This is a genomic window from Streptomyces sp. NPDC004065, assembly GCF_044903565.1.
Lineage (GTDB): Bacteria > Actinomycetota > Actinomycetes > Streptomycetales > Streptomycetaceae > Streptomyces.
Window position 1 is genome coordinate 14,628 of the sequence record NZ_JBJDQT010000017.1, and the last position, 23,911, is coordinate 38,538.

Consider the following 23,911-nt stretch of genomic DNA (forward strand, 5'->3'; position numbering starts at 1 on the left):
GTCCGGCCCGGCGACGGTGGCGGCGACGGCGACCGCACGCACGTCGGCGGCCGGGCTTCGGGCGGCGGCCGCCGGGCCGTTGCCCCCGGAGCACGCCACGCCCTAGCGTCGGGGCATGGGAAGCGAAGGGGCCCCGCGGCCGGGGGTGAGGGCGCTCGTGCCCTGGCTCGCGCTGGCCCTCCTGACGGGTGGGCCGGCGAGCGCCTGCGGCACCCCTCCGGCCACCGCACCCGGCACCCCCGCGAGCGCCGGCCACGGCGCCACGGCCGGCGCGCCCGCCTCCCCCGCGCCCTCGCCGCGGGCCACGCCCCCCGAGGTGCTGTGCGCCCGTGTCGTGGGCCACTGGTCGCGCGAGGTGCTCGACGACCGCACCTACGGGGACTACCAGTCGATGGGGCTGTCCAACGGGCAGTACGAGATCCTGCGCGCGGTCGTGGACGCGGCCCGCGAGATGAAGAGGCGTCAGGGTGCCCGCGCAGCCGACGAGTTGATCGACCGTCGGGCGCGCGAGGGCTGCGCCGACTGGTACCGCTCGGGCGGTCCCGGCAAGGGGCCGTGGAGTTGAGCGGCGTCGGCCCCGTCGAGCCGGGCGAGGGCACGCGCGCGTGGGACGCCCCCGACCCCGCCGCCCCGCCCCTTCCCCGGCCGCGCGCCTGGCGGCCGGCCCGGTTCCTCGCCCGGCACCGGCGCGCCGTCCTCGGCGCCGCCGCGGCGGCCCTCCTGCTCGCGGGCGGCGGCTACCTCGTCGCCACCCGGCCGCAGCCGCCGGCGCCCCCGGCCCCCCGGCCGGCCCCCGACCCGCCGTACCCGTCCCAAGTGGTGGACATCTCCTACCTGGAGCCCGCCCCCGCGCCGCGCGGCGCCGGACCCCGGAGCTTCGCCCTGACCGTGCTGGTCAGCGTGGCGTCCGGACCGCCGGTCGCCCTCACCGAGATCACCCAGCCCTACGACGGGGTCGCGCTGACCTCCACGCCCCCCACGCCGTTCCGCGTCAGGGCGGGCTCCGCACGGAAGGTCCTGATCACCATGCGGGTGACGAAATGCGGGCGGGTCCCGGTGGACGCCGGACTTCCTTTCCTGGATGTAACGCTGAGTAATACGCGTGCAATCGAACTTCACAGTTACATCCTCGGCCCCCGCTATGCGCACGCCCTCTCCGAAGCCCTGTACGTAGCCTGTGGCAACGATTTCCGGTAATCAGCAAAACACCTGAGACGCCTGAACGCGGCGTGGCCCGTCCTGCGGGTTCTCAATATGCGGACAGGGCGAATCGGCCTGAATTCCGCTGTTCCACCCTCCCAGTACCGCTCTGCAATACGTCGTGTCATAACAAGAGCGTCACAGCCTTGGTCAGACCCTCCTCCACGTTCCCCGCACGCGCCTAGAGTCACCGCCAGTCACGGCGCCCGGTCGACAAGTCACCTCGGCCTTGCGCTCGACTCGGCCACTTCCAGGGGGGAGGGCCGTGCCAGGGAAAGGACTGATCGTGCGTCAACGTTCGCTCATCGCCATCACCGCCGCTCTGGCGGCGGGAGCGCTCACCCTCACCGCCTGCGGCTCGCGAGGCGACGACAAGGGCTCCGACTCCGGCAGCGGTGGCACCACCGTCACCATCGGCGTCGACGCCCCGCTGACCGGCGACCTGTCCGCGCTCGGCCTCGGCATCAAGAACTCCGCCGACCTCGCCGCCAAGACGGCCAACAAGAAGAACTACGTCAAGGGCGTCACCTTCAAGATCGAGGCCCGCGACGACCAGGCGCAGCCGTCCTCCGGCCAGCAGAACGCCACCGCCCTCGTCGCCGACAAGAGCGTCCTCGGCGTCGTCGGCCCGCTGAACTCCTCCGTCGCCGAGTCCATGCAGAAGGTCTTCGACGACGCCAAACTGGTCGAGGTCTCCCCCGCCAACACGGGCCCCTCCCTCACCCAGGGCGCCGACTGGCAGAAGAAGAAGGTCCGCCAGTTCAAGTCGTACTTCCGCACCGCGACCACGGACGCCATCCAGGGCCCGTTCGCCGCGCAGTACCTCTACAACGACGGCAAGAAGAAGAAGGTCTTCGTCATCGACGACAAGAAGACCTACGGCGCCGGCCTCGCCGGCACCTTCACGGCGGAGTTCAAGAAGCTCGGCGGCAAGGTCGTCGGCACCGAGCACATCAACCCCGACACCAAGGACTTCTCCGCGGTCGCCACCAAGGTGAAGAACTCCGGCGCCGACGTCGTCTACTACGGCGGCGAGTACCCGCAGGCCGGCCCGCTCAGCAAGCAGATCAAGGCCGCCGGCGCCAAGATCCCGCTGGTCGGCGGCGACGGCATCTACGACCCGACCTTCATCAAGCTGGCCGGCGCCGACTCCACCGGCGACCTCGCCACCTCCGTCGGCGCGCCCGTCGAGACGCTGCCCTCCGCCAAGCAGTTCGTCGCCGACTACAAGGCGGCCGGCTACAAGGACGGCTACGCGGCCTACGGCGGCTACTCCTACGACTCCGCCTGGGCGATCATCGAGGCCGTCAAGAAGGTCGTCGACGACAACGGCGGCAAGCTCCCCTCGGACGCCCGCGCCAAGGTCACCGAGGCCATGCAGAACGTCTCCTTCGACGGTGTGACCGGCAAGGTCGCCTTCGACGAGTTCGGTGACGCCACCAACAAGCAGCTCACCGTCTACGCCGTGAAGAACGGTGCCTGGGCGGCGGAGAAGTCCGGCACCTACACCGGCTGACCCCACCCGCACCACCCCAGGCCGCGCGGGGCGCTGTACCACTGGCGCCCCGCGCGGACTCACATCCGGTCACATCCGTCGAACGTCCGAAATCATCGGAGGACATGCGGTGAACGAACTGCCGCAGCAGCTGGTCAACGGCCTGCTACTAGGATCCATGTACGGGCTGGTCGCCATCGGCTACACAATGGTCTACGGCATCGTCCAGCTCATCAACTTCGCCCACGGCGAGATCTTCATGACCGGCGCCTTCGGCGCCCTCACGGTCTACGTGTACGTACTCCCCGACGGCACCAGCATGTGGGTGGCCCTGCCCCTCATGCTCATCGGCGCCGTCATCGTCGCCGTACTCGTCGCCGTGGGAGCGGAACGGTTCGCCTACCGGCCGCTGCGCACCGCCCCACGCCTCGCGCCGCTCATCACCGCCATCGGCCTCTCCCTCGCCCTGCAGCAGGCCGTCTGGGCCTGGTACCCCGAGGCCAAGTCGGCCCGCACCTTCCCCCAGATCCCCGGCGGCCCCTTCCACCTCGGCGACGTCACCATCCAGACCGGTGACATCTTCCTGCTCATCGCCGCCCCCATCAGCATGGCCGTCCTCGCCTACTTCGTCATGAAGACCCGCACCGGACGCGGCATGCAGGCCACCGCCCAGGACCCCGACACCGCCAAGCTCATGGGCATCAACACCGACCGCATCATCGTGGTCGCCTTCGCCCTCGGCGCCGCGTTCGCCGCCATCGGCGGCGTCGCCTACGGCCTCAAGTACGGCCAGATCGACTTCCGCATGGGCTTCATCCTCGGACTGAAGGCCTTCACCGCGGCCGTCCTCGGCGGCATCGGCAACATCTACGGAGCCATGATCGGCGGCGTCGTCCTCGGCATCGCCGAAACCCTGGCCACCGCCTACATCGCCGACCTCCCCGGCATGGACAAGTTCGGCAGCCAGTCCTGGGCAGACGTCTGGGCGTTCGTACTCCTCATCCTCGTGCTCCTGTTCCGGCCCCAGGGCCTGCTCGGCGAGCGCGTGGCCGACAGGGCGTGACACCGATGACCACACAGACCACCGCACCCGAGACCCCCGAGACCCCGAGCGCCCCCACCGGCGCCGCGCCCTCCGGCCTCTTCGGCATCCCGGCGCCCGCCGGCCGCGCCCTCGCCACCACGGGCGGCGCCCTCACCGCCGCCGCCACCTTCCTCGCCTGGACCTGGACCTCCGCCTTCCCCGGCGACCTCACCGTGTACGGCTACCCCGGCGGCCTGCAGGTCCTCGTCCTCATCGGCGCGGCCCTCACCACCGTGCTCGCCGTCGCCTCCTACGGCGTCAAGGGCCTCAACTGGCTCGTCCCCGCCGGCGCCGACGCGGCCGTCAAACTCGCCGCCCTCGCCACCTTCGCCACCGCCTGGTACACGGTCATCGCCATCAGCAGCGAACTCGGCGGCGTCGTCAACCTCGAACCCGGCGGCTACATCGTCGCCGCCACCAGCCTCGTCACCCTCGTCGGCGCCCTGGCCCTGCCCTTCGAACGGCCCGAGCCCGACCCCATCGACCCCGACAGCACCGGCTCCGAGAAGTTCCGGCACAGCCTCGGCCACGCCTGGAACACCACCAAGGCCGCCTTCCACACCGACAGCCCCAAGCCGCTCGGCAAGCTCCCCTCGTACGCCGAGATCCTCGTCATCGTCGCGGCGCTCGCCGTCGGACTCGCCGTCTTCACCTACGGCATCGGCACCGAGTACGACGAACTCTTCGTCGGCTTCCTCATGCTCGCCGGCCTCGGCTTCGCCGCCCTCAACAAGTCCGGCCTGATCGCCCACGTCTCCCAGCTCACCGCCCGGCACCAGAACATCACCGTCTTCGGCGCCTTCATCGCGGCCGCCCTCTTCCCCTTCACCCAGACCGACGACCAGTACGCCACCCTCGGCGTCTACATCCTCATCTTCGCCACCGTCGCCCTGGGCCTGAACATCGTCGTCGGCCTCGCCGGCCTCCTCGACCTCGGCTACGTCGCCTTCCTCGGCGTCGGCGCCTACGCCGCCTCACTCGTCAGCGGCTCCCCCAACTCGCCCTTCGACGTGCACTTCCCCTTCTGGGCCGCCGTCATCATCGGCGCCCTCGCCTCGCTCGTCTTCGGCGTCCTCATCGGCGCACCCACCCTGCGCCTGCGCGGCGACTACCTCGCCATCGTCACCCTCGGCTTCGGTGAGATCTTCCGCATCACCGCCAACAACCTCGACGGCACCAGCGGACCCGACCTCACCAACGGCTCCAACGGCATCGCGTCCATCCCCAACCTCGACATCGCCGGCTTCGACTTCGGCGCCACCCACGACGTCGGCGGATTCACCATCGGACGCTTCGCCAACTACTTCTTCCTGATGCTCCTCATCACCGCCGTCGTCGTCCTCGTCTTCCGGCGCAGCGGCAACTCCCGCATCGGACGCGCCTGGGTCGCCATCCGCGAGGACGAGACCGCCGCCCTCGCCATGGGCATCAACGGCTTCCGCGTCAAACTCATCGCCTTCGCCGTCGGCGCCTCCCTCGCCGGACTCGCCGGCACCGTCCAGGCACACGTCACCTACACCGTCACCCCCGAGCAGTACCTGTTCGCCGGTGCCATCCCGCCCAACTCCGCCTTCCTGCTCGCCGCGGTCGTCCTCGGCGGCATGGGCACCATCGCCGGCCCCCTCATCGGCGCCGCACTGCTCTTCCTCATCCCCAACAAACTCCAGTTCCTCGGCGACTACCAGCTCTTCGCCTTCGGCGTCGCCCTCATCCTGCTGATGCGGTTCCGCCCCGAGGGCCTCATCCCCAACCGGCGCCGCCAGCTCGAATTCCACGAAGAGGCCGAAGCGCCCACGGTCCTCGGCAAGACAGGGGCCTGACCACATGACCACCGACACCACCACCAAGGACACCGCACCGGCCGCGCACACCCCCGGCCAGACCGTCCTCGACGCACGCGGCGTCACCATGCGCTTCGGCGGCCTCACCGCCGTACGAAATGTCGACCTCACCGTCAACAGCGGCGAGATCGTCGGACTCATCGGCCCCAACGGCGCCGGCAAGACCACCTTCTTCAACTGCCTCACCGGGCTCTACATCCCCACCGAGGGAGAAGTCCGCTACAAGGGCAACGTCCTGCCGCCCAAATCCTTCAAGGTCACCGCCGCCGGCATCGCCCGCACCTTCCAGAACATCCGGCTCTTCGCCAACATGACCGTCCTGGAGAACGTGCTCGTCGGCCGCCACACCCGCACCAAGGAAGGCTTCTGGTCCGCCGTCCTGCGCGGCCCCGGCTTCCACAAGGCCGAAGCCGCCTCCCGCGAACGCGCCATGGAACTGCTCGAGTTCGTCGGCCTCGACAACAAGACCGACCACCTCGCCCGCAACCTCCCCTACGGCGAACAGCGCAAACTCGAGATCGCCCGCGCCCTCGCCAGCGAACCCGGCCTGCTCCTCCTCGACGAGCCCACCGCCGGCATGAACCCCCAGGAAACCCGCGCCACCGAAGAACTCGTCTTCGCCATCCGCGACATGGGCATCGCCGTCCTCGTCATCGAGCACGACATGCGGTTCATCTTCAACCTCTGCGACCGCGTCGCCGTACTCGTCCAGGGCGAGAAACTCGTCGAAGGCGACAGCGCCACCGTCCAGGGCGACGAACGCGTCGTAGCCGCCTACCTCGGCGAACCCTTCGAAGGCGCACCCGGCGGTGAGGAAGCCGCCGAGGTGCAGAACGCCGAGGCACACGCCGACACCGCCACGGACGCCGCGCCCGGCAAGGAGAACGACCGATGACCGCACTCCTCGAGGTCGAGGACCTCCGCGTCGCCTACGGCAAGATCGAAGCCGTCAAGGGCATCTCCTTCAAGGTCGACGCCGGCGAGGTCGTCACCCTCATCGGAACCAACGGCGCCGGGAAGACCACCACCCTGCGCACCCTCTCCGGCCTCCTCAAGCCGGTCGGCGGCCAGATCAAGTTCATGGGCCGATCACTGAAGAAGATCCCCGCCCACCAGATCGTCTCCCTCGGACTCGCCCACTCCCCCGAGGGGCGGCACATCTTCCCCCGCATGACGATCGAGGACAACCTCCGCCTCGGCGCCTTCCTCCGCAAGGACAGGGACGGCATCGAGAAGGACATCCAGCGCGCCTACGACCTCTTCCCCATCCTCGGCGAACGCAGGAAGCAGGCCGCGGGCACCCTCTCCGGCGGCGAACAGCAGATGCTCGCCATGGGCCGCGCCCTGATGTCCCAGCCCAAACTGCTCATGCTCGACGAGCCCTCCATGGGCCTGTCCCCGATCATGATGCAGAAGATCATGGCGACCATCGCGGAACTCAAGGCCCAGGGCACCACCATCCTGCTCGTCGAGCAGAACGCCCAGGCCGCGCTCTCCCTCGCCGATCACGGACACGTCATGGAGGTCGGCAACATCGTCCTCTCCGGCACCGGACAGGACCTCCTGCACGACGAATCCGTCCGCAAGGCGTACCTCGGCGAGGACTGACCCCACCGCGGTCCGCCAGGACGGCCGGCACCACGCGACAGGGCCCGCACCCCGGAGGGTGCGGGCCCTGTCGCGATCACGGCGCGTACCGGCGAACCACTGCCGTCATCGGCGGGCGGTGAGCGGCGGTACCGGCGTGCCGCACGCCGGCCTGCGGTCCTCAGTCCTTGTCGGACTTCCCCCCGCCGCCGCCCTTGGCCGCCTTCTTCTCCTCGCTGTCCTGAATGACCGCCTCCGCCACCTGCTGCATCGACATCCGGCGGTCCATCGACGTCTTCTGGATCCAGCGGAACGCCGCCGGCTCCGACAGCCCGTACTCCGTCTGCAGGATCGACTTCGCCCGGTCCACCAGCTTCCGCGTCTCCAGCCGCTGGGAGAGGTCCGCGACCTCCTTCTCCAGCTCCTTCAGCTCCGTGAACCGCGAGACGGCCATCTCGATCGCCGGCACCACGTCACTCTTGCTGAACGGCTTCACCAGGTACGCCATCGCACCCGCGTCCCGCGCCCGCTCCACCAGATCACGCTGCGAGAACGCGGTCAGCATCAGCACCGGGGCGATCCGCTCCTCGGCGATCCGCTCCGCCGCCGAGATGCCGTCCAGCTTCGGCATCTTCACATCCAGGATCACCAGGTCAGGCCGGTGCTCCCGGGCGAGCTCCACCGCCCGCTCACCGTCCCCGGCCTCACCGACGACGGAGTACCCCTCCTCCTCCAGCATCTCCTTGAGATCAAGCCGGATCAGCGCCTCGTCCTCCGCGATGACGACTCGGGTCGTCAGCGGAGGCACATGCGACTTGTCGTCGTCGGACACGTCAACGGGCTGTGGCGACTCGGCGGTCACGGGGGCGCTCCTCGTTCCGGGGCGGGCAGGTAGTGCTCCCAAGAGCCTACCCAGCTGCGGTAAGGTGGTCAGGCAACGGGTCAGGGGGAACCTTGGATTCGTTGGGCCCCGGTAGCCCAATTGGCAGCAGGCAATGGATTCAAAACCCATACAGTGTCGGTTCGAGTCCGACCCGGGGCACTTTTCCTTCAAATCGAAGGTCACCTATTCCGAGCGGATGTCCACGTTCTCGTGAACATCCGCTTTTCGCTGCGTGTCGCGCGGACGACTTCCGGAAAGTGTCCGCATGTACGACGTCAGCACCCGTATGCGAGTCCTGTCCCTGGTGGCGCAGGGGCGCAGCCTCAATTCCGTCAGCAAGCAGACCGGAATCTCACGCGCCGCGATCCGTTCCTGGCAGAACCGCCTCGAGCCACTGCCCCGCATGGCGCCGCGCGCCCCCGGTCCCCCTTCCGACGATCGCGCCTACGCGTATCTTCTGGGTCTCTATCTGGGTGACGGCTGCATCAGCGCCCACCCGCGCAGCGGCTATTACCTCAGGATCGCCTGCGCCGACGCCTGGCCCGGCCTCATGCGCTTGTGCCGCGAGGCCATCATGCGCGTGTCCCCCGGCGTCAGTGTGTACGCGGTCCGGAAACAGGGCTGCGCGATGGTGACCAGCTACTCGCCGCACTGGCCGCACCTCTTCCCCCAGCACGCCCCCGGCCGGAAGCACGAGCGGCGGATCGTGCTCGAGCCCTGGCAGCAGGGGATCGTCGACGCGCATCCCTGGGAATTCGTCCGCGGCCTGATTCACTCCGACGGCTGCCGGATCACCAATTGGACGACCCGCCTCGTCGGCGGCGAGCGCAAGCGGTACGAATACCCCCGCTATTTCTTCACCAATGTCTCCGCCGACATCCGGCGGCTCTACACGGACACCCTCGACAAACTCGGCGTGGAGTGGGCCCACTGCGCCCGCGACGGCGACGCGTACAACATCTCCGTCGCCCGCCGGGCCTCCGTCGCCCTCATGGACGCCCACGTCGGCCCCAAGTACTGAGGGGTCCTACCTCGGGCAGTCGTCCTCGCCGATGTGGTGGACGCGGACCATGTTCGTGGAGCCGGCCACGGACGGCGGGGAGCCCGCCGTGATGACGACCACGTCGCCCTTGCGGCAGCGACCGTAACGCAGGAGGAGTTCGTCCACCTGGGCGACCATGGCGTCGGTGGAGTTCACCCGGGGGCCGAGGAAGGTCTCCACGCCCCAGGTGGCGCTGAGCTGGGAGCGGGTGGCGGGCTCGGGGGTGAAGGCCAGCAGGGGGATGGGCGAGCGGTAGCGGGAGAGGCGGCGGGCGGTGTCGCCGGACTGGGTGAAGGCGACGAGGAACTTCGCACCGAGGAAGTCGCCGATCTCCGCCGCGGCGCGGGCGACGGCGCCGCCCTGGGTACGGGGCTTGTTGCGGTCGGTGAGCGGCGGCAGCCCCTTGGCGAGGATGTCCTCCTCGGCCGCGGCGACGATGCGGGCCATGGTGCGGACGGTCTGGACGGGGTACTTGCCGACACTGGTCTCGCCAGAGAGCATCACGGCGTCGGTGCCGTCGATGACGGCGTTGGCGACGTCGCTCGCCTCGGCCCGGGTCGGGCGCGAGTTGTCGATCATCGAGTCGAGCATCTGGGTGGCGACGATCACCGGTTTGGCGTTGCGCTTGGCCAGTTTGACGGCGCGCTTCTGGACGAGGGGGACCTGCTCCAGGGGCATCTCGACGCCGAGGTCCCCGCGGGCGACCATGATGCCGTCGAAGGCGGCGACGATGTCGTCGAGGTTCTCCACCGCCTGGGGCTTCTCGATCTTGGCGATGACGGGGAGCCGGCGGCCCTCGTCGTCCATGATGCGCTGGACGTCGAGGACGTCGCGTCCGGAGCGCACGAACGACAGTGCGACGACGTCGAAGCCGGTGTGCAGGGCCCAGCGCAGATCGGCCTCGTCCTTCTTGGACAGGGCGGGGACGGAGACGGCGACGCCGGGGAGGTTGAGGCCCTTGTGGTCGGAGATCATGCCGCCTTCGAGGACCGTGGTGCGCACCCGGGGGCCGTCGACGGCGGTGACTTCGAGGGCGACCTTTCCGTCGTCGACGAGGATGCGTTCGCCGGGGGTGACGTCGTCGGCGAGGCCGGCGTAGGTGGTGCCGCACATGTGGCGGTCGCCTTCGGCGCCGTCCTCGACGGTGATGGTGAAGGTGTCGCCGCGTTCGAGGAGTACGGGGCCTTCGCCGAATCGGCCGAGGCGGATCTTCGGGCCCTGAAGGTCGGCGAGGATTCCGACGCTGCGGCCGGTTTCGTCGGCGGCCTTGCGGACCCGCTGGTACCGCTCCTCGTGTTCGGCGTAGGTGCCATGGCTGAGGTTGAAGCGGGCGACGTCCATTCCGGCGTCGACCAGGGCCTTGATCTGGTCGTATGTGTCGGTCGCGGGACCCAGAGTGCAGACGATCTTTGCTCGGCGCATAAGGGGAGCCTAGGCCTTACCGGTCGGTAGGGATTTGGTGCCGTGTGACTGCTCAACAACCTTTGAATGAAGGGGTATTGACAACTGTTGAATTGTGCGGGGCGCCGCTCCGATGAGCGTCGCGGTGTTCCGCGTACTCACAGTCTGGGCGGTGTCATCGTGAATCGCGCGTTGAGTTGCGCGTATACGTGCTGCCGTTGCGGTTCGAGGTCGAGGGGTGTGGCGGTGTCCTCGGGGGCGGGTGCGCCGTAGGCCGTCATGGCGCGGGTGCGGGTGGGGTGCGGGGGCTGGTGCGGGGCGTTCTCGGCGCCGATGTCGGCTATTTCGACGAGGGCGGCGAGGGTGGCGCCGAGTGCCTCGGCGTATTCCCTGGCGCGCTGGAGGGCGTCCTGGACGGCTTGCCGGCGGGCCTGCCGGTGGGCGGGCGAGTCGGGGCGCAGGCCCCACCAGGGTCCGTCCACCCGGGTGAGTTCCAAGTCGGCCAGTTGGGTGGTCAGTTCACCGAGGGCGGTGAAGTCGGAGAGTTCGGCGGTGAGGTGGACGGTGCCCTGGTAGGTGCGAACGCGTTCGCCGCGGCCGTGGCGGGTGAGTTCGGGGGTGAGGGTGAGGGCGCCGGTTTCGAGGTGTTCGACGGCCTGGCCGTGGCTTTTGACGAGGTCGATGATGTGGGCGTTGCGGCGGGCGAGGTCGTCGAGGGTGGTGCGGCGGTCCTTGCCGCGGGCGGTGACGGTGATGCCGATGCGGGCTGTCTCGGGGTCGACTTCGAGGTGGGCCTCGCCGCGGACGGCGATGCGGGGGGCGTCGGGGGTTCCGTAGGGGAGGGCGGGCTGGGGCGCGGCGGGGGAGGTCATACGTCCCACTGTGGCATCGGCCGGGGGTGCGGGGCGCCTGCCGGTCACCGGATCGCAACCTGTGGGGGCTGTTGCTGGTGGTCATGTGCGGGTCAGAATCTACGCGCGTTGTTGTCTCTGCCCGAGGAGAACGAGAGATGCCGTTGAACCGCCGGAAGTTCTTGAAGCAGTCCGCCGTGACGGGGGCGGGGGCCGCGCTGGCCGGTGCGGTGGCGGCTCCGGCGGCCCGGGCCGCCGAGCCCGCGGGGGCCGGGGCGGCCGGTCGTCACGGGGGTGCGGCGAAGCGGTACTCGCTCACCGTCATGGGCACGACCGACCTGCACGGACATGTGTTCAACTGGGACTACTTCAAGGACGCCGCGTACTCCGACAGCGCGGGCAACGCCCAGGGCCTGGCGCGCGTCTCCACGCTGGTGAACCAGGTCCGCGAGGAGAAGGGCCGGTGCAACACGCTGCTGCTGGACGCGGGTGACACCATCCAGGGCACCCCGCTGACGTACTACTACGCGAAGGTGGACCCGATCACCGCCAAGGGCGGTCCGGTGCATCCGATGGCGCAGGCGATGAACGCGATCGGGTACGACGCGGCGGCGCTGGGCAACCACGAGTTCAACTACGGCATCGAGACGCTGCGGAAGTTCGAGCAGCAGCTGCACTTCCCGCTGCTGGGCGCCAACGCGCTGGACGCGCGGACGCAGCGGCCGGCGTTCGCCCCGTACGTGATGAAGAAGTTCCATGTGCCGGGTGCTCCGCCGGTGAAGGTGGCCGTGCTGGGTCTGACGAACCCGGGCATCGCGATCTGGGACAAGGCGTATGTGCAGGGGAAGTTGACGTTCCCGGGGCTGGAGGAGCAGGCGGCGAAGTGGGTGCCGAAGCTGCGTTCGATGGGTGCGGACGTGGTGGTGGTGTCGGCGCACTCGGGTACGTCGGGCAAGTCCTCGTACGGCGACCAGTTGCCGTGGGTGGAGGACGCGGCGGCGAACGTGGCGCGGCAGGTGCCGGGCATCGACGCGATCCTGGTGGGTCACGCGCACCTGGAGATTCCGGAGCTGCGGGTGACGAACGAGCGGACGGGCAGGACGGTCGTGCTGTCGGAGCCGCTGTGCTTCGCCGAGCGGCTCACCCTGTTCGACTTCGAGCTGGTGTTCGCCAAGGGCCGGTGGGAGGTGGAGTCGGTGTCGGCCTCGCTGCGCAACTCCAACTCGGTCGCCGACGACCCGAGGATCACCCGGCTGCTGGCGGACGAGCACGCGAAGGTCGTGGCCTACGTCAACCAGGTCGTCGGCCGGGCGACCGAGACGCTGACGACGGTGGAGGCCCGCTACAAGGACGCCCCGATCATCGACCTGATCACCAAGGTGCAGGAGGATGTGGTGAAGGCCGCGCTGGCGGGCACGGAGTACGCCTCGCTGCCGGTCATCGCGCAGGCCTCCCCCTTCTCGCGGACCTCCGAGATCCCGGCGGGCGAGGTGACCATCCGGGATCTGTCGGGCCTGTACGTGTACGACAACACGCTGGTCGCCAAGCTGATGACGGGTGCGCAGGTGCGGGCGTACCTGGAGTACTCGGCGGAGTACTTCGTGCAGACGGCGGCGGGCGCGCCGGTGGACGTGGAGAAACTGACGAACGCGAACAACCGTCCGGACTACAACTACGACTATGTGTCCGGGCTGGCGTACGACATCGACATCGCGCAGCCGGCCGGGTCGCGGATCAGGAATCTGACGTTCGGCGGGGCGCCGCTGGACGACTCCCAGCAGTTCGTGCTGGCGGTGAACAACTACCGGGCCAACGGCGGCGGCGCGTTCCCGTACGTGGCGTCGGCGAAGGAGCTGTGGTCGGAGTCGACGGAGATCCGTACCCGGATCGCGGAGTGGGTGACGGCGAAGGGCGTGCTGGACCCGAAGGACTTCGCGTCGGCCGACTGGCGCCTGACGCGGGACGGCACGCCGGTGTTCTAGGGCCCGCCTTCGGACGGGTCCTGCCCGGTGCGGTGCGCGAATGAGCGAGCGTGACCGCCGCCTCGTGTGAGGCGGCGGTCTTCTCGTGTCGGCTAAGGCCGTTTGGTGGGATGGGCAGTGCCGGCGAGCTGTCCGATCATCGCCTACATCGCGTGCGCGAAGGCTTCCACTTCCTCCAGCAGGGCTGCTTCCCTCCCGGTTTTCGGCTCAAGCACGACCCCCGCGCGCTCCAACATCACGAGAGAAGCGAGTAGCACGCCTCGCATGAGGCCGTGCTGAACCGGGTGTCGCGTCGAGCCGTAGCAGTCGAGCAGGCCCTCGACGAACTGTCGAAATACTTGCACGTCCACAGCGCACGTATCGTCGTCCGACGGTGTCAGGCCAGTTGGGCGCTGGACCAGTTCTGCCGCACTCTCCGCGAAGGAGAGGTACCACTTTCCGATCCGGAGAGATGGATCCCATACAGTCTCGCCCGCGACCTCGAAATAGTAGCTCATTGAGCAAACTCCAGCCTGATATCGACGCCAGGATTCGCCTGCCTCAGCTTGTCGATGTGCGATTCAAGCGCAGTTCGGAAGCGAGGATCAATCGCGGGATTGGTCAGCCGCCGGCACTGATGATCTGCGCGACCTCGACCCGCTCGTCCTGCGCCCGCCGCTCGTACTGACCCGTCGCCAGGAAGGCCTTGACGTCCTCCGGCGTCCCATCCAGCGCGGCCTGCCCCGCCTTCCGGACCTCCGGACCACCCGCATCGACGACCTGTGCGACCCGGACCCGCTGATCCTGGAAATACGGATCCCGCCAGTCCTCGTACAGGAAGTCCTCGAGGTCGTCCTGCGTTCCGTCCAGAGCCTTGCGGGCGGCCTCCTGCAGATTCAGCCCACCCACACTGGCGATCTGGGCCACGGCAACGCGCTCGTCCTGGAGCCGTACATCGTTCGCCGTGCTGAGGAAACGGTGTACGTCGTCGTCGCTGCCGGTCAGGGCGACTTCCGCGGCGGCCCGCAGCTCTGGCCCGCCCGTCGACCACAGGGCGAGCACCCGGGCGCGGTCGGTCACCTCGTCCGCGACAGCGCTGCCGTCACCGGTCGGGGTGCCGTCGGCCACCGCGCGGGAGGCAGCGCCTGTGAGCAGGCCGCACAGGAGCGCCAGGGGCAGCAGACACAGACAGAGCATGCGTGCCACTCGCACGGTGCTTCTCACCGCGGTGCTCGCCGATTTCCTCGTCTTCACCTGTCTCTCAATCCGTTTCGTGGTCGGCTGGGGGGCCGCGCCGTGGACACGCGGGCGGCGCGGTGCCAGCGGGCGGCTCGCGCGGTCGTGCGCGAGCCGCACCGAGAGGGCCGTGTCCGGGTGTGTCGGTCGGCGGGTGCGTCAGTTGGCGGGTGCGAGCTGGATCTCGGTGTGCAGGCCCTTGGCGTCGACGCCGGTGAAGTAGCTGACGTGGCCGTCCTTCCAGCGGACGAGGATGTCGTCGGCGGTGGTGTCGCCGGTGAGGGCGCCGGCGGTGAGGGCGCCGGCGTTGGCCCAGTACGACTTCGCGGGCCGGATCTTGATCTCGGCGGGCAGCTTGGCGGTCATGCCGGGATAGACCGTGGTCTCGCCGTCGATCCAGCGCACCAGCAGATCGTCGGCGTTCTTGCCGGTGAAGGAGCCGGTGGCCAGCTGGGTGGCGTAGGTCCAGGTGGTGTTCTTGGCCACGACCTGGGTCTGCTTCTTCAGCCCGTTGACGGCCAGGTCGCGGAAGAGGGAGACGTGCCCGTCCTTCCAGTCCACCAGCAGGTCGTCACGGTGAGCGCCCGTGGCGAAGCGGCCGCCGGTCAGCAGTCGGGCGTCGTCCCTCCAGGTCGTGTTCTTCGGCGCGGCGAGCTGCTTCTCGCCATGGAAGCCCTTGGCGTCGACGGTGGTGTAGAGGGTCATCTCACCGTCGTCCCAGCGCACCACGACGCCGTCCGTGGTGCCGCCGGTGTTCACGCCGGTCACGTTGACGGCGTGGGTCCACACGCTCTTGGCGGGCTGGAGCCGGTGCTCGGCGGAGAACGGGCGGGCGGGATCGGCGCCGTCGCCGCCCTGGTAGAGGGTGACCTCGCCGTCGTCCCGGACGACGATGACATCCATACGGCGGCTGCCGCCGGCCGGCCCGGTGCAGTAGCCGGCCGTCATCTGCACCGTGTGCTTCCACGGCGCGGCCGCGAGGACGGGGGCGTAGACGACCTGCCCGATCCAGGCGGCCAGGTCGTCGACCCGGGCGGCGACCGCCCCGGTGCGGGTCTCGGACGCATCGGTGCCCAGGCAACCGCCCTGCCAGGACAGGCTGCTCACCCCCACGACCGCGGTACGCCCGCCGGCCGTGGTCAGCACCGGGCCGCCGGTGTCGCCCTTGCAGATCGCCGCGCTCTCGGACCGGCCGGCCAGGTCGACGGTCGTGGTGGCGGTGCTCTGGACGGTGAACGCTGCCGTGTGGACCTGGTCGGGCACCCACTCGGTGTGCGTACGCCCGAACCCGGCAGCCTGCACCTCGTCCCCGGCCGCGGGCGCGGCGCTCGCCACCGGGATCGCGGTCACACCGGTGACCGGCTTGGCCAGCTGGGCCGGCACCACGTCGCGGTCCGTGTGCGGGACCAGGTTCACCACCTGCTGGGCGGTGCCCGCGACGGTGGCCGTGGTCTTCAGCTTCGGCGCACCCTGCGGCAGGGTGCCGCCGGGGATCTCGGTGAAGCAGCCGGCGGCCGTCAGCAGCCACTGCGGGGCCACCAGCGTGGCCGAACAGCCCCGCCGGCCACCGATGTCGAGCCGTGCGGTGGCGGCCGAGACGGAATCGGGGGCCTGCGGGCCGGACACGGCGGTGGCGGGGGTGGCGGTCAGGGAGACGGCCAGGGAAGCGGCGGCGATCAGGCCGCCGGTCGGTCCACGCCCTGCGCGGACGAGAGGCAGACATGGAGAATTCCTTGCTTGTCATGCGAGAAAAGGCGGTGGGAAAAGGGAGGATGGGGCAGGTGGTGGCGGGTGGGCCGGTCAGCCGGTGACCCGCAGCTCCAGCAGCACGCTCGGTGCGCCACCGGCCGCGCCCTCGCCCACGCTCTGGTAGCCGTTCCTGGCCACCGTCACCGTCTTCACCGGCGCCGAGGGATCGGCCTGCGGCCGCAGATCGGCACTGATGGGATGGTCGGCGGTCTCCAGGGCGAACACCCGCGGGAGTTCGAGGGAGAGGTAGCCGCTTTTCGCGGTCGCCGTGAAGCAGTACGCGCCCTGCGGATTGCCGCTGGGACCCTGCACGGTGAGCACCTTGATCTGCTGCGCGGAGTCGTCGCACGCGGCGAGCGTGATGTGCCCGTCGCCCCTGATCAGTTTGATGCCCATGTCGTGCTGGATCTGATCCGCGTGTCGTCTCAGATTCCGTCCGTCAGTGGGGTCAGGGTTTTGATGTGGCGGGTGGGTGGGATGTGGGGGCGTTGGTGGTCCAGGCCGAAGGTGGTGAAGGCGGTGCGGGTGGGCAGGGGGTAGGTCTGGGCGCCGGTGACCGAGTTGAGGATGTGGGCGCTGCGCCAGGCGGCGAGGCCGAGGTCGGGGGTGCCGACGCCGTGGGCGTGCAGGCCGGCGTTCTGGACGTAGACGTGGCAGCCGGTTGCGGTGACCCGGGGGTCGAGGAGGAGGCGGAACCGGTCGTCGATGCGGGGGCGTTGGGCGCTGTCGCGGCGCAGGTAGGGGTCGAGGCCGGTGAGGAGGGGGGTGAGGGGGCGTTCGCGGTAGCCGGTGGCGAGGACGACGGCGTCGGTGGTGTGGCGGGTGCGGGTGCCCTGCCGGATGTGTTCCAGGTGGAGTTCGATCTTGGCGGTGGCGAGGCGGCCGGCGGTGCGGACGTGGACGCCGGGGGTGAGGACGGCGTCGGGCCAGCCGCCGTGCAGGCTGCGCTGGTAGAGCTCGTCGTGGATGGCGCCCAGGGTGTTGCCGTCGATGCCTTTGTGGAGTTGCCACTGGGTGGGCAGGAGCCGGTCGCGGACGGCTTCGGGCAGGGCGTGGAAGTAGCGGGTGTAGTCGGGGGTGAAGTGCTCCAGGCCGAGTTTGGAGTACTCCATGGGGGCGAGGGCCTCGGTGCGGCCGAGCCAGTGCAGCCGTTCACGGCCGGGGGGCCGGCGGCGGAGCAGGTCGAGGAAGATCTCCGCGCCGGACTGCCCGGAGCCGACGACGGTGATGTGGCCGGCGGCGAGGAGGGTGTCGCGGTGGTGGAGGTAGTCGGCGGCGTGGACGACGGGGGCGCCGGGGGCGTGGACGAGGGGTTTGAGGGGGTCGGGGACGTGGGGTTCGGTGCCGATGCCGAGGACGATGTTGCGGGTGTGGGTGCGGCCGAGGGCCAGTGCCTCTCCGGTGGCGTCGAGTTCGGTGAAGTCGATTTCGAAGAGGCTGCGTTCGGGGTTCCAGCGGACGGCGTCGACCTGGTGGCCGAAGCGCAGTGCGGGCAGGTTGCGGGAGACCCAGCGGCAGTAGGCGTCGTATTCGGCGCGGTGGACGTGGAAGCGTTCGGCGAAATAGAACGGGAAGAGTCTCTCGCCGGATCTGAGGTAGTTGAGGAAGGTCCAGGGGCTGGTGGGGTCGGCGAGGGTGACGAGGTCGGCGAGGAAGGGGACCTGGATGCGGGCGCCTTCGATGAGCTGGCCGGGGTGCCAGGTGAACTCGGGGCGTCTGTCGTAGAAGACGGTGTCGAGGCCGGTGAGGGGGTGGGCGAGGGCGGCCAGGGAGAGGTTGAACGGTCCGATGCCGATGCCGACGAGGTCGTGGGGGGTGTCGGGGGCGTGGCTCATTGGGGGGTGCTTCCTTCCACCAGTTTCAGCAGGGCGGCCAGGTCGTCGGGCCGCGTTTCGGGGTTGAGCAGGGTGGCCTTGAGCCAGAGGCGGTCGTCGAGGCGGGCGCGGCCGAGGACGGCGCGGCCCTCGCTGAGGAGTCTGCGGCGGACGGCGGCGACGGCCTCGTCGGTGGCGCCGGTGGGGCGGAACAGGACCGTGCTGATGGTGGGCCGGTCGTAGAGCTCGAAGCCGGGGTGGGCGTGGATGAGGTCGGCGAGTTCGCGGGCGCGGGCGCAGACGGTGTCGACGAGGGCGCCGAGGCCGCTGCGGCCGAGGGCCTTGAGGGTGACGGCGATCTTGAGGATGTCGGGGCGGCGGGTGGTGCGCAGGGAGCGGCCGAGGAGGTCGGGCAGGCCGGCTTCGGTGTCGTCGTCGGCGTTGAGGTAGTCGGCGCGCTGGTGCAGGACGGCGAGGTCGCGGGGGTGGCGGACCGCGAGGAGGCCGGCGGCGACGGGCTGCCAGCCGAGTTTGTGCAGGTCGAGGGTGACGGTGTGGGCTGCCTCGATCCCGGTGAGCTTGTCGCGGTGGCGGTCGCTGAACAGCAGGCCTCCGCCGTGGGCGGCGTCGATGTGCAGGCGGGCGCCGTGGGCGGCGCACAGTCCGGCGATCTCGGGGAGCGGGTCGACGAGTCCGGCGTCGGTGGTGCCGGCGGTGGCGGCGACGAGCAGGGAGCCGCGGGGGCCGGCGAGGTCGGTGAGGGCGCTGTGCAGGGCGGCGAGGTCGATGGTGCCGGAGGGGGCGGGTACGACCACGGGTTCGGGCAGGCCGAGCAGCCAGGCGGCGCGGGGCAGGGAGTGGTGGGCGTTGGCGCCGTGCACCAGGCGGATGCCGCCGCCGTGGTTCTCCCGGGCGAGGAGCAGGGCGAGTTGGTTGGACTCGGTGCCGCCGGTGGTGACGACGGCGTCGGCGAGGCCGGCGGCGTGGGCGAGTTCGCGGGTGACGAGGGCTTCGAGTTCGGAGGCGGCGGGGGCCTGGTCCCAGGAGTCCAGGGAGGGGTTGAGGATGCTGACGGCGAGGTCGGCGGCGGCCGCGGCGGCGAGTGGCGGGCAGTGCAGGTGGGCGGCGCACAGCGGGTCGGCGGGGTCGGCGGCGCCTTCGGCGAGGGCGTGGACGAGGGCGCGCAGGGCGTCCGGGTCGCCCCGGTCGGGCAGGATCTCCCCGGCGGCGTCGCGCATGCGGGCGGCGACGGCTTCCGGGCCGCCCGCGGGCAGCGGCCCGCCGCGGGCGCGCCGGCCGGTGTCGAGCGCGTCGAGCACGGTGTCGAGGAGGGGCCTCAGGGCGTGGGGGCCTTCGGTTCCCGAGGCGAGACGGGCGGGGTCGGCCGGGGGCGGAGTGCTCATGGGCTGTCCTCCGTGGCGCGGGGGCAGGGACTTCCAGCTTGGACGCAAGGTGCCGCGGCGCGCCCGGGTGCGTGGCGATCGGAACCCGAAAGTGGGTACTGCCGTGCGGGGAAAACATGTTGGGGCGGGGGTCGGGTGAGACGCGCGCCGCGAGCCGCGTCCGGCGGACAGGGGTGCGGTGCCAGGGGCCGGGGGTCCGGCACGGGCGGGGCGTCGGCACGGGCCCCGGGGGCGCCGCCGCACAGGCCCCGGGGGGCGCCGGACAGGCCCCGGGGGGCGCCGGCACAGGCCCCGGGGGGGCGCCGGCACAGGCCCCGGGGGGGCGCCGGCACAGGCCCCGGGGGGGCGTCGGCACGGGCCCCGGGGGGGCGTCGGCACGGGCCCCGGGGGGGCGCCGGCACGGGCCCCCGGGGGCCGCGTAACTGGCCGCGCAGGCCCTTCCGGCCGCGCAGGGCCTCGCGCTCACGGGTCCACCGACCGGTGGGTGAAAGGCCCCACCGGCCCGGTGACATCGGGTCGTGCAGCCGCATGGCGGCCGCGGGACCGCCCGGCCGGTGAGCGGAAGCGCCCACGGGCCGGGTGACCCTCGGGTCGCGCGGCCTCAGGACGGCCACGGGGCCGCCCGGCCGCTGAGCGGTGGGGCCCGCCGGCCGCCGGGGGGTCTTCGGGCCGCGCAGGCCCGTGGGGTCACGAGGCCGCCCGGGCCGAGCGCGGACGGCAGCCGCCGGTGGCGGGGCGGGCGGCAACCGCTGGCGGCGCGGCGGGCGGAGGGCGACGGCGGGTGGGTGGCGACGCTGGGCCGCGGCCGTCGGCGGCCTTCGGCGGGCGGACGGCGACCGGCGGCGGGTGGCAGCCGCCGAGCGGTAATGCGGCACCTACCGGCAACGCCGACCGGCGGCCACCGGCAGCGAGTGGGCAGCAGCCTTCGGCGGGCAGGCAGCGGCGTTCAGGACCCCTCGCGGCGGGCGCGGGAGGCGATCACCGCGTCCTCGGCCTCCCGCTTGCGCCTGCGCTGCGCGAAGAAGCCGCCGGTGGGCAGGACCGAGAGGGCGAAGTGGAGCGCGGCGGTCTGCGGCAACCACTTGGCGCGGCTCCAGGCGTCGGCCCAGAAGAGGACGTAGCGGAGGAACAGGAGTTGGGGCGATGCCGTCGGCGGCCTTCGGCGGGCTGGCGGCAACTGGCGGCGGGTCGTAGCCGCCGAGCGGTATGCGGCACCTACCGGCAACGTCGGCCGGCGGCCACCGGCAGCGGATGGGCAGCGGCCGTCGGCGGACAGGCAGCGGCCGTCGGGGCGGATGCTGTCGGCAGACGTCGGCGGCAGGTCGCGGCCCCACCGGCAGGTGGCAGCCACCGCCGGCACGCGGCAACCGCCGGCGGACGCGGCCACGACACGCACGCGGGAACCGCCGGCACCCGGCGCGCGACGGGCGGCCGCCGACTGCCGGCCGTCAGGCAGGGCGCGCCGGACACCCGCCCGGCCTCGCTGCCACCCCCGCCGGCTGCCACCCCGCCCAGCTGCTACGTCCGCCCCGCTGCTGCCCCTGCCCGGCAGCCGGCCGGGTCAGCGGCCAACGGCCGGGGCCGTGGTCAACGGCCGGGGCCGTGGTCAACGGCCGGGGCCGTGGCCGGGCCGCCGCCCAGCCGCCGCCCCGCCCGGACACCGGCCCAGCCGTGGCGTTACGCCTCGCGGACGCGCAGTGCGCGGGCCAGGTCGTCGAGTTGGTCGACGAGCTTGCGGCGCAGGGCCGGGATCGGGTCGCCGTCGCGCAGGCACGCCTCGCCCAGGCGCAGGTGCTCGGCGTCGACGGCGTGGGCGGGGAAGGCCCAGCGGCCGGCGGCGTCGGCGATGGCGGGGCCGCGGCGGGCGGCGACGGCGACCGCGTCCTGGTAGAAGCGCGGCACGTAGTCGGCCACGAGGTCGGCCTGCTCGGGCTGCCAGAAGCCCTGGGCGGTGGCCGTGAACAGGTAGTTCGACAGGTCCTCGCTCTCCTCGGCGGCGAACATCGCCTCCCAGGCGCGCCGCTTGGCCTCGGGGTCGGGCAGCGCGGCGCGGCAGCGGGCGGCACCCTCCCGGCCGGTGGCGGACGGGTCGCGTTCCAGTTCGGCGGCGATGGCGGCCTCGTCGGTTGCGCCGAGTACGGCGAGCCGGGACAGCACGCGCCAGCGCAGCTCGGGGTCGAGTTCGGGCCCGCCGGGCACGGTGCCGTCGGCGAGCCAGGCGGCGATGGTGTCGGGGTGGGCGGCGACGTCGATGAACTGGCGTACGGCGATCAGCCGCAGGCCGGGGTTGTCCCCGTCCTCGGTGCGGCGGATGAGGTCGCGGCACAGGCCGGCGAGGGTGGCCAGGGCGGCGGGCCGGGCCTCGGGGGTGAGGTAGCGGTCGGCGATCTGGGCGCGGGCGAAGGCGAGGACGGTCTCGACCAGGGCGAGGTCGGTCTCGTACGGCAGGTGGGTCCGGGCGGTCTCCAGGTAGTCGGTGGCGGGCAGGTCGCCGTCGCGGACCGCGTCGCGCAGCGCGTTCCACACCACCGCGCGGGTCAGCGGCTCGGGCAGGCCGGACAGGTGTGCGCGGACGGTCCGGAAGGAGTCGGCGTCGAAGCGGATCTTGGCGTAGGTGAGGTCGCCGTCGTTGAGCACGAGCAGTGCGGGGCGCTTGCCGATGGGGTGGGGCTCGGACTGCGGTACGTCGAGGTCGAGGCGGGCGCGCAGGGTGAGGCGGCCCTCGTCGGTGAGGTCCTGGTCGTACAGGCCGGCCGAGACGCGGTGCGGGCGGCTGCCGCGGTGCTCGACGGTGAGGGCGCAGGTGCCGTCGGCGGCGGGGGTGATGTGCGGGGTGAGGGTGTCGACGCCGGTGGTGCGCAGCCATGCCTCGGCCCAGGCGTGCACGTCGCGGTCGGTGGCGGAGGCGAGGGAGTCGATGAAGTCGGCGAGGGTGGCGTTGGCGAACCGGTGCCGGGTGAAGTGGGTGTTGATGCCGGCGAGGAAGTCCTTCTCGCCGAGCCAGGCGACGAGCTGGCGCAGTGCGGAGGCGCCCTTGGCGTAGGAGATGCCGTCGAAGTTGAGCAGGGCGGCGGCGGTGTCGTCGACGGCGTCGGGGGCGACGGGGTGGGTGGAGGGGCGCTGGTCGGCGTCGTAGCCCCAGGGTTTGCGGCCGATGCCGAAGTCGGTCCAGGTGTCGGTGAAGCGGGTGGCCTCGGTGATGGTCTGGTAGCCCATGTACTCGGCGAAGGACTCGTTCAGCCAGATGTCGTCCCACCACTTGAGGGTGACGAGGTCGCCGAACCACATGTGGGCCATCTCGTGGGCGATGACCATGGCACGGGTCTGGCGTTCGGTGTCGGTGACGGCGGAGCGGTAGACGAACTCGTCGCGGAAGGTGACCAGGCCGGGGTTCTCCATGGCGCCGGCGTTGAACTCGGGGACGAACGCCTGGTCGTAGGAGTCGAAGGGGTACGGCTCGTCGAACTTCTCGTGGTAGCGGTCGAAGCAGGCGCGCGTGATGTCGAGGATCTCGTCGGCGTCGGCGTCGAGGTGGGGGGCGAGGGAGCGGCGGCAGTGGATGCCGAAGGGCAGGCCGCGGTGCTCGGTGCGCACGGAGTGCCAGGGGCCGGCGGCGACGGCGACCAGGTAGGTGGAGACGCGGGGGGTGGGCGCGGCCTTCCAGACGCCGTCGCCGGTGTGCTCGGTGACGCCGTTGGCGAGGACGGTCCAGCCGGCGGGGGCCTTGACGGTGACGTCGAAGACGGCCTTGAGGTCGGGCTGGTCGAAGGCGGCGAAGACGCGCTGGACGTCCTCCATGAACAGCTGGGTGTAGACGTACGTCTCGCCGTCGGAGGGGTCGGTGAAGCGGTGCATGCCCTCGCCGGTGCGGGAGTAGCGCATGATGGCGTCGACGCGCAGCTCGTGCTCGCCGGGGGTGAGGTTCTTCAGCGGCAGCCGGTTCTCGGCGAGGGCGCCGGGGTCGAGGGGCTGTCCGTCCAGGGTGGCCGAACGCAGCTGAGCGGGCTTGAGCTCGACGAACGTGTCCGTGACGTCCTGGCCGGCGCGTACGGCGAACCGGATGACGGTCACGGAGCCGAAGGTGTCGTCCCCGCCGGTCAGGTCGAGGCCGACGGTGTAGCGGTGGACGTCGAGGAGCTGGGCACGGGTCTGCGCTTCGTCGCGCGTGAGTACGGACATGGACGCCATGCTGCCTGATGCGACCGACAGGGCACGAGGGGGTTTCACCGACAGATGATCCATCGCCGGCCTGCCCGTGACCCGCGCCACGCCCCGCGCCCTTTCCGCCCGCTCCGGCGCACGCTCACCTGCCGGATCGCGCCGGCCTGTACGGCGTGCGCCGGTGGACGCGGCACGCGCTCCGC

At 71.2% G+C, this 23,911-nt stretch carries 19 protein-coding genes, 1 tRNA gene and 1 pseudogene; 10 read left to right on the forward strand and 11 right to left on the reverse strand.

Annotated elements, in window-relative coordinates; translation table 11 throughout:
• Positions 1 to 115 precede the first annotated feature (115 nt).
• The 7 genes from ACI2LW_RS18940 (at position 116) to ACI2LW_RS18970 (ending at position 7,228) form a co-directional block, all read left to right on the forward strand.
• Positions 116 to 565 carry a hypothetical protein gene (locus tag ACI2LW_RS18940; RefSeq protein WP_404732341.1) on the forward strand — a complete coding sequence of 150 codons (450 nt, stop codon included), beginning with the start codon at positions 116 to 118 and terminating at the stop codon, positions 563 to 565.
• On the forward strand, positions 562 to 1,197 hold the full coding sequence (locus ACI2LW_RS18945; protein WP_404732342.1) for a Tat pathway signal sequence domain protein: 636 nt from the start codon (positions 562 to 564) through the stop codon (positions 1,195 to 1,197). Before ACI2LW_RS18940 ends, ACI2LW_RS18945 begins: the two co-directional genes overlap by 4 nt.
• A gap of 289 nt (positions 1,198 to 1,486) precedes the next feature.
• A complete protein-coding gene (locus tag ACI2LW_RS18950; RefSeq protein WP_404732343.1) occupies positions 1,487 to 2,716 on the forward strand; it encodes a branched-chain amino acid ABC transporter substrate-binding protein in 1,230 nt (409 codons plus the stop codon).
• A gap of 109 nt (positions 2,717 to 2,825) precedes the next feature.
• The gene (locus ACI2LW_RS18955; protein WP_404732344.1) at positions 2,826 to 3,758 is read left to right on the forward strand and encodes a branched-chain amino acid ABC transporter permease; all 933 of its coding nucleotides are present in this window, start codon (positions 2,826 to 2,828) and stop codon (positions 3,756 to 3,758) included.
• A gap of 5 nt (positions 3,759 to 3,763) precedes the next feature.
• A complete protein-coding gene (locus ACI2LW_RS18960; protein WP_404732345.1) occupies positions 3,764 to 5,599 on the forward strand; it encodes a branched-chain amino acid ABC transporter permease in 1,836 nt (611 codons plus the stop codon).
• Between the two features lie 4 nt (positions 5,600 to 5,603).
• Positions 5,604 to 6,515, forward strand: coding sequence for an ABC transporter ATP-binding protein (locus tag ACI2LW_RS18965; protein ID WP_404732346.1), 912 nt, complete (start codon positions 5,604 to 5,606; stop codon positions 6,513 to 6,515).
• Positions 6,512 to 7,228, forward strand: coding sequence for an ABC transporter ATP-binding protein (locus tag ACI2LW_RS18970; RefSeq protein WP_404732347.1), 717 nt, complete (start codon positions 6,512 to 6,514; stop codon positions 7,226 to 7,228). Before ACI2LW_RS18965 ends, ACI2LW_RS18970 begins: the two co-directional genes overlap by 4 nt.
• A 160-nt stretch (positions 7,229 to 7,388) precedes the next feature.
• On the opposite strand, the gene ACI2LW_RS18975 is transcribed toward ACI2LW_RS18970, so the two are convergent.
• Positions 7,389 to 8,069, reverse strand: a complete 681-nt coding sequence (locus ACI2LW_RS18975) for an ANTAR domain-containing response regulator (RefSeq protein ID WP_404732348.1) — start codon at positions 8,067 to 8,069, stop codon at positions 7,389 to 7,391.
• 105 nt (positions 8,070 to 8,174) lie between these two features.
• Between ACI2LW_RS18975 and ACI2LW_RS18980 the strand changes: the two genes are divergently transcribed.
• Both ACI2LW_RS18980 and ACI2LW_RS18985 read left to right on the forward strand, forming a co-directional pair.
• Positions 8,175 to 8,249, forward strand: a tRNA-Leu gene (locus ACI2LW_RS18980).
• Between the two features lie 106 nt (positions 8,250 to 8,355).
• On the forward strand, positions 8,356 to 9,111 hold the full coding sequence (locus ACI2LW_RS18985; RefSeq protein WP_404732349.1) for a helix-turn-helix domain-containing protein: 756 nt from the start codon (positions 8,356 to 8,358) through the stop codon (positions 9,109 to 9,111).
• A gap of 6 nt (positions 9,112 to 9,117) precedes the next feature.
• Here the strand turns inward: ACI2LW_RS18985 and pyk are convergent, their stop codons facing one another.
• Together pyk and ACI2LW_RS18995 are read right to left on the reverse strand one after the other, a co-directional pair.
• A complete protein-coding gene (gene pyk / locus ACI2LW_RS18990) occupies positions 9,118 to 10,554 on the reverse strand; it encodes a pyruvate kinase (RefSeq protein ID WP_404732350.1) in 1,437 nt (478 codons plus the stop codon).
• A 137-nt stretch (positions 10,555 to 10,691) separates the two neighbouring features.
• On the reverse strand, positions 10,692 to 11,405 hold the full coding sequence (locus ACI2LW_RS18995; protein WP_404732351.1) for an SIMPL domain-containing protein: 714 nt from the start codon (positions 11,403 to 11,405) through the stop codon (positions 10,692 to 10,694).
• Between the two features lie 137 nt (positions 11,406 to 11,542).
• Between ACI2LW_RS18995 and ACI2LW_RS19000 the strand changes: the two genes are divergently transcribed.
• Complete coding sequence (locus ACI2LW_RS19000; RefSeq protein WP_404732352.1) at positions 11,543 to 13,366, forward strand: bifunctional metallophosphatase/5'-nucleotidase; 1,824 nt, start codon at positions 11,543 to 11,545, stop codon at positions 13,364 to 13,366.
• Between the two features lie 143 nt (positions 13,367 to 13,509).
• On the opposite strand, the gene ACI2LW_RS19005 is transcribed toward ACI2LW_RS19000, so the two are convergent.
• The 8 genes and pseudogenes from ACI2LW_RS19005 to pepN all read right to left on the reverse strand — a co-directional run bounded on the left by ACI2LW_RS19005 (position 13,510) and on the right by pepN (position 23,726).
• Entirely contained in the window at positions 13,510 to 13,863 is a 354-nt protein-coding gene (locus ACI2LW_RS19005) for a DUF6086 family protein (protein ID WP_404732353.1), read from the reverse strand.
• A gap of 103 nt (positions 13,864 to 13,966) precedes the next feature.
• A complete protein-coding gene (locus ACI2LW_RS19010) occupies positions 13,967 to 14,542 on the reverse strand; it encodes an ALF repeat-containing protein (RefSeq protein ID WP_404732354.1) in 576 nt (191 codons plus the stop codon).
• A 198-nt stretch (positions 14,543 to 14,740) separates the two neighbouring features.
• On the reverse strand, positions 14,741 to 16,207 hold the full coding sequence (locus ACI2LW_RS19015) for a trypsin-like serine protease (protein WP_404732355.1): 1,467 nt from the start codon (positions 16,205 to 16,207) through the stop codon (positions 14,741 to 14,743).
• A 174-nt stretch (positions 16,208 to 16,381) separates the two neighbouring features.
• Positions 16,382 to 16,726 (reverse strand): hypothetical protein, encoded by a 345-nt coding sequence (locus tag ACI2LW_RS19020; RefSeq protein ID WP_404732356.1) that lies wholly within the window; start codon positions 16,724 to 16,726, stop codon positions 16,382 to 16,384.
• Positions 16,727 to 16,755: 29 nt separating this feature from the next.
• Positions 16,756 to 18,165: a lysine N(6)-hydroxylase/L-ornithine N(5)-oxygenase family protein gene (locus ACI2LW_RS19025; protein ID WP_404732357.1), complete on the reverse strand. Its 1,410-nt coding sequence runs from the start codon at positions 18,163 to 18,165 to the stop codon at positions 16,756 to 16,758.
• The gene (locus ACI2LW_RS19030; RefSeq protein WP_404732358.1) at positions 18,162 to 19,547 is read right to left on the reverse strand and encodes a pyridoxal phosphate-dependent decarboxylase family protein; all 1,386 of its coding nucleotides are present in this window, start codon (positions 19,545 to 19,547) and stop codon (positions 18,162 to 18,164) included. Before ACI2LW_RS19030 ends, ACI2LW_RS19025 begins: the two co-directional genes overlap by 4 nt.
• A gap of 946 nt (positions 19,548 to 20,493) precedes the next feature.
• A pseudogene (locus tag ACI2LW_RS19035) lies at positions 20,494 to 20,682 on the reverse strand (DUF3817 domain-containing protein); the annotation flags it as partial.
• 542 nt (positions 20,683 to 21,224) lie between these two features.
• The gene (gene pepN / locus ACI2LW_RS19040; protein ID WP_404732359.1) at positions 21,225 to 23,726 is read right to left on the reverse strand and encodes an aminopeptidase N; all 2,502 of its coding nucleotides are present in this window, start codon (positions 23,724 to 23,726) and stop codon (positions 21,225 to 21,227) included.
• Between the last annotated feature and the right edge of the window lie 185 nt (positions 23,727 to 23,911).